Genomic DNA, 4202 nt, shown 5'->3' with positions numbered 1-4202 from the left:
GAAGCATCAAAAAGATACGGATTAGAAGGTAATTATGTAGCTGGAGCTAATATTGCAGGATTTGAAAAAGTAGCAGAAGCTATGCAATTTCAGGGTATATGCTAATAATTAAGTAATTGACAAAGAGTCTTTTATTTTAAAAAAATCTAAAATCTAAAATCTAAAATTTATATGTCTAACCCGAATACATGTACATTCAATTTCTAACTACTAAAAGAGAGCTATTAAAATAGCTCTCTTTTTACACATATTTTTCTACTTATTCTGAATAGATTATTACTAATATTTTTAATATTTTTTACGATTTCTTTTTTTCTTCGTCGGACAAATCATTCCAATAAATTTCTCCATGATAACCATCATCATAATATCCATAATAGTAATCATTATACCAAGGAAAATAATCACTATTAGTAAAAGTTTCATTGGTGGAACTACAACCCAATAATATTAAAAGTATTTTTTTCATATTATATTTGCTCCTTTTAACAATAGAAGCATTTATATACTATCCTACTTTAAAAGCCAATGTTTTACAAATTTATATATTTTAGTGTATTTTCAAAGGTATTTATATTAAAAAAATACAAAGCAATAAATGTTAAAAGATATTATAAATTCTTAATTAGTTGTTAAAATATATTAAAATAGTTGTTAAAATTATAACTGACTGCATAAAAAAATTAATAAACATCTTTAAATTTTTAATTAGAAAATGTAACAATTCTATCAAAAATCATAGGTTTTCCTTGGTAAAATAAGAATATAATTTGAAAAAATAATAATATTGTTCTTTATTTAATCATTAATGTTTTGAAATAAGGCAATTAAGTTGACAAAACAACTGATATGCTATAATATAGTAAGTGGAATTTATATTGTGCAATTTATAACGAGACAAGAGGGAGGAATTTTTTTATGATTACGTCCGGATATAGTTTTATATCATTTATTATTTGTTTTGCAGCAGGGGTTTTCTTTATTGAAGAAAAGCTAAAATCCAAAACAAAATTTTTCGAGGTTATTCCACCATTAGTAATTATTTACTTTGGAGTAATGTTAATGTCTACTTTTGGTTTTTGGTCACTATCTATTGATGGGGTAAAAACAGGAGCAGGTATTGCAAGGAACGGAATGAAGAGTGCAATATTACCATCAATGATATTTTTGATGTTATTAAAGTGTGATTTACGACATATATTAAAATTAGGTCCAAAAATGTTATTGGCATTTTTCTCAGCTACATTTAGTATAATGACAGGATTTGTAGTGACATTTATGATCTTTAAAGATAAGTTAGCTGAAAATTCTTGGCAAGCTTTTGGAGCACTCTCTGGTTCTTGGATCGGCGGAACTCAAAACATGGTAGCAGTACAGCAAGCATTAAATTTAGATGACGTAGGAATGGGGTATACCTTATTGATAGATTCTATAGACTATTCAATTTGGATAATGTTATTATTGTTCTTTGTTGGATCAAGTAAATTAATAATGGCTTTTAATAAATTTAATAAAGCTGATACCAGTATAGTAGAAGAACTTTCTCAGCACTTGGCCGCATTAGATGAAGAGATCGTAAAAGAAGTTACATTTTTAGATCTATTTGGTACATTGGCATTTGCTTTAGGAGCAGGAGCTTTCTGTGTATGGATAGCTCAGTATCTTCCTCAGACTACTTTTTTAAACAATACAACTTGGTCTATTTTGCTAGTTACAATTATGGGGATTATAGGTGGAATGTCTCCAATGAGTAAAGTTCCAGGATCAAAACAATTATCTAACATATTTTTATATACATTAATTGGATTAATAGCTGCTTCTGCAAACTTTGCAGAATTAACAGAAGCACCAGTTTATATTATTGCAGGAGCATGTATCTTAGGAATTCATGGTCTTATGATGACAATATTTGCTAAGATTTTTAAATTTGATCTATTTACTTGTTGTGTAGCATCAGTTGCAAATATTGGAGGGGTTGCATCAGCGCCTGTAATCGCAGGGGCATATAATGATGCTTTAGTTCCAGTAGGAGTACTTATGGGGATGTTAGGAGCAATTATAGGAACAGGGATGGGATTAATAATGTCTAAAATCTTATTCTCATTATTATAAGATAGAGATAAATAGTTTATAAAAAATAAGAGTTTCATAAATTTCCTTCTATATCTAGAGAAATCTGGGTATAGGAGGATTTTTTTCTATGAACTTAGCCTGAATAAATTTTATAGTTTTTAGTTAATTTTTTTTAATTAATGACATTAAAATTTAATAATTTTTAATGTTGAAGGTGTTGTGATAATTCTACTGTATAATTATAGGGAAATAAAAATTATAAGGAGAACGAATATATATGAAAAAAATTATATTATTATTCCTCACTCTTTCTCTAATATCATTTGGTTCTCAAAAATATGATTTTAGATTTAAGAACGTTGATATTTTAAAGGTTAGAATAAGTAGAAAATATAATGGATTTAGATGTCTTGAAGGAGTAATATCCAATAAAAGTAATGAAAAAATAGAATATGTGAAATTTGATATTAAAATCAGAGATAAAAATATTACTAAAAATAATAGGTACTATACTGTAGGAGAGGTAAGACTGTCTCAGTTATATCCTAATAAAAAAATGAAATTTAAAAGATATCTAAGAGTTTTAGATATGGATGGAAAAGATCTAAAAATTGAAGTGATCAACCTGGTTATGAGTAAAAACTAAAACTTACAGGATGATTTTTAATCACCCCCAAATAATACTCTCAATTTACATCAGTAAAATATTATTACTTTCTATAATGAAACTACATAACTATATGGAAACTACTTCACAAATATTTTTTTTAATGTTATTCTGATTTGAATAAAAAAGTATTGATCATAAAATAATATCAATATAAATTTTAGTGGGGGTTCAAAATATGTAACCACTACTAGAAATAAGTATAGATAGAACTATTCAAAATAGTTTTATTAATATTAGGAGGAATAAAAATGAAAAAACAATTTTTAGAAGCAATGAATACAAGATATGCATGTAAGGAATTTGATATTGAAAAGAAAATTAGTGATGAGGATTTTAACTTTATCCTTGAAACAGGAAGATTATCTCCTAGTTCATTTGGTTTTGAACCTTGGCAATTTTTAGTAATAAAAGATCAACAAAAAAAATTAGATATTACTGAATTTTCTTGGGGTGGAAGAGATAGAGCTACAGGAGCTAGCCATTTTGTGGTAGCTTTAACTAGAAAAGGTGATATGAGACATGATTCAGAATATTTAAATAACTTTATGAGAGATGTTCAAAAATTACCAGAAAATGTAATTGAGATGAAAACTGGTTTCTTCAAAGGATTCCAAGAAAATGATTTTAAACTTTTAGAAAATGAAAAAACATTAACAGATTGGGCAAGTAAGCAAGCATATATCGCTTTGGGAAATATGTTAACAGCTGGTGCAATTGTTGGTGCAGATTCTTGTCCTATCGAAGGTTTTGATAAGGAAAAAACAGAGAAAGTTTTAGTAGAAAAATTTGATATAGACATGGGTAAATTTGACCTAGCTTATATGGCTGCTTTTGGATATGCTAAAAATCCAGCAAAACATGAAAAAACAAGAAGAAAATTAGAAGATGTAGTTAAATTTTATTAAGTAGTAACTGATGTTTCGCGATAGATTTTTTTTCTGAAAAAGAAATATACTCCTAGTAACAATATTTAAAGGAGTAACTTCTATGAATAAAAATCTTCTCGAAACATATTCAAATTTTTTAATTATTTCCTTGACATGTTTTACAAGGACTGAGTTTACCAAAAGCAGAGAAAAGCTGTGGGAAAAGATCTTATGCCTGAAAATGTAAAAAATAATTAATGAATTTCTTTATGCCTGCTTATGAAAATACAACAAGGGAAAAAATGAATGACATTGTAAAAATTGATTCAAATCTTTCAGCAATGCAACTTATGTTAGATGCAGAAGATATTATGTTTTTTTAATAGATAAAACTTAATAGTAAATAAGAAGCAATAATCATACACCTATTACTTCTTATTTTTACGTCATTATAAACATAACTTTAGAAAAAATAAATATTCAAGGAGAAAAATTATGATAAAAATCACAGCAAAAGCAAATGTAAAGGAAGAAAATAGAGCCCTTTATTTAGAAGTAGCTTCAATCTTAGCAAAAGCAAGTAGAAAAGAAGA

The 4202-nt window shown here is 26.9% G+C and carries 5 protein-coding genes; 4 read left to right on the top strand and 1 reads right to left on the bottom strand.

The window, feature by feature from the left end; all coding sequences use genetic code 11:
- Positions 1 to 298: 298 nt before the first annotated feature.
- Entirely contained in the window at positions 299 to 469 is a 171-nt protein-coding gene (locus WBG30_RS01460; RefSeq protein WP_424502866.1) for a hypothetical protein, read from the bottom strand.
- Between the two features lie 449 nt (positions 470 to 918).
- Here WBG30_RS01460 and WBG30_RS01455 point away from each other — a divergent pair, with 449 nt between their 5' ends.
- From WBG30_RS01455 to WBG30_RS01440, 4 genes are all read left to right on the top strand, one after another.
- Entirely contained in the window at positions 919 to 2112 is a 1194-nt protein-coding gene (locus WBG30_RS01455) for a DUF819 domain-containing protein (RefSeq protein WP_424502865.1), read from the top strand.
- 238 nt (positions 2113 to 2350) lie between these two features.
- Positions 2351 to 2719: a hypothetical protein gene (locus WBG30_RS01450; RefSeq protein ID WP_424502864.1), complete on the top strand. Its 369-nt coding sequence runs from the start codon at positions 2351 to 2353 to the stop codon at positions 2717 to 2719.
- Between the two features lie 272 nt (positions 2720 to 2991).
- The gene (locus tag WBG30_RS01445) at positions 2992 to 3648 is read left to right on the top strand and encodes an NAD(P)H-dependent oxidoreductase (RefSeq protein ID WP_424502863.1); all 657 of its coding nucleotides are present in this window, start codon (positions 2992 to 2994) and stop codon (positions 3646 to 3648) included.
- A 218-nt stretch (positions 3649 to 3866) separates the two neighbouring features.
- A complete protein-coding gene (locus WBG30_RS01440) occupies positions 3867 to 3992 on the top strand; it encodes a hypothetical protein (protein ID WP_424502862.1) in 126 nt (41 codons plus the stop codon).
- Positions 3993 to 4202: the final 210 nt, after the last annotated feature.

The organism is Psychrilyobacter sp., assembly GCF_049671765.1.
GTDB lineage: Bacteria > Fusobacteriota > Fusobacteriia > Fusobacteriales > Fusobacteriaceae > Psychrilyobacter.
The sequence above is the reverse complement of the archived record's forward strand: the minus strand, read 5'-3'. Positions and strand labels throughout refer to the sequence as shown.

What these genes read in the sequence shown, in the direction of transcription:
- WBG30_RS01460 (WP_424502866.1), bottom strand. Translation starts at nt 469, where the DNA reads ATGAAAAAAATACTTTTAATATTATTGGGTTGTAGTTCCACCAATGAA.
- WBG30_RS01455 (WP_424502865.1), top strand. Translation starts at nt 919, where the DNA reads ATGATTACGTCCGGATATAGTTTTATATCATTTATTATTTGTTTTGCA.
- WBG30_RS01450 (WP_424502864.1), top strand. Translation starts at nt 2,351, where the DNA reads ATGAAAAAAATTATATTATTATTCCTCACTCTTTCTCTAATATCATTT.
- WBG30_RS01445 (WP_424502863.1), top strand. Translation starts at nt 2,992, where the DNA reads ATGAAAAAACAATTTTTAGAAGCAATGAATACAAGATATGCATGTAAG.
- WBG30_RS01440 (WP_424502862.1), top strand. Translation starts at nt 3,867, where the DNA reads ATGAATTTCTTTATGCCTGCTTATGAAAATACAACAAGGGAAAAAATG.